The sequence below is a fragment of the Leptotrichia sp. OH3620_COT-345 genome, from assembly GCF_003932895.1.
In the GTDB taxonomy this organism is placed as follows: domain Bacteria; phylum Fusobacteriota; class Fusobacteriia; order Fusobacteriales; family Leptotrichiaceae; genus Pseudoleptotrichia.
The window spans coordinates 1-425 of the sequence record NZ_RQYW01000132.1; the positions used below are offsets into that span (position 1 = coordinate 1).

1 pseudogene is annotated in these 425 nt (G+C 33.6%); it reads right to left on the reverse strand.

The features are described 5' to 3' along the window. Positions 1 to 425 (reverse strand): annotated as a pseudogene (locus EII29_RS12405) (hemolysin); the annotation flags it as partial.

Genomic DNA, 425 nt, shown 5'->3' on the forward strand with positions numbered 1-425 from the left:
TCTCCTCTGTCATTTATTGATTCTTTTATTGCTGTCCCTATATCCTTTATTTCCTGTTTTGCTTTATCCAAATCCTCTTTTAATCTTGAAGGATTTGTTAGGTAATCTATTGTCTGACCTTCTATATTTATATTTGTACTGTTGTGAGTATCCTTCGTTATTTCATTGGCTTTGCTTCTATCTCTATTTATAGGGCTTCCTGTTGTACTTCCTATTTCTATGTCACCTAATACCGTATTTCTTGATATGCCTTCCTTATCACGTTTTTCCTGATTTATCCCTATTCCGCCTATAGGATTCTTTCCTGCCTGTAGGTTTATTGAACCTCCTGTTGTTGTCAGTGTATCATGATTTTCTATATCTTTTCCTACATATTCATTTATTTTTACTTTACTGTTGCCTTCTTTGCCTATTATTGATCCTGT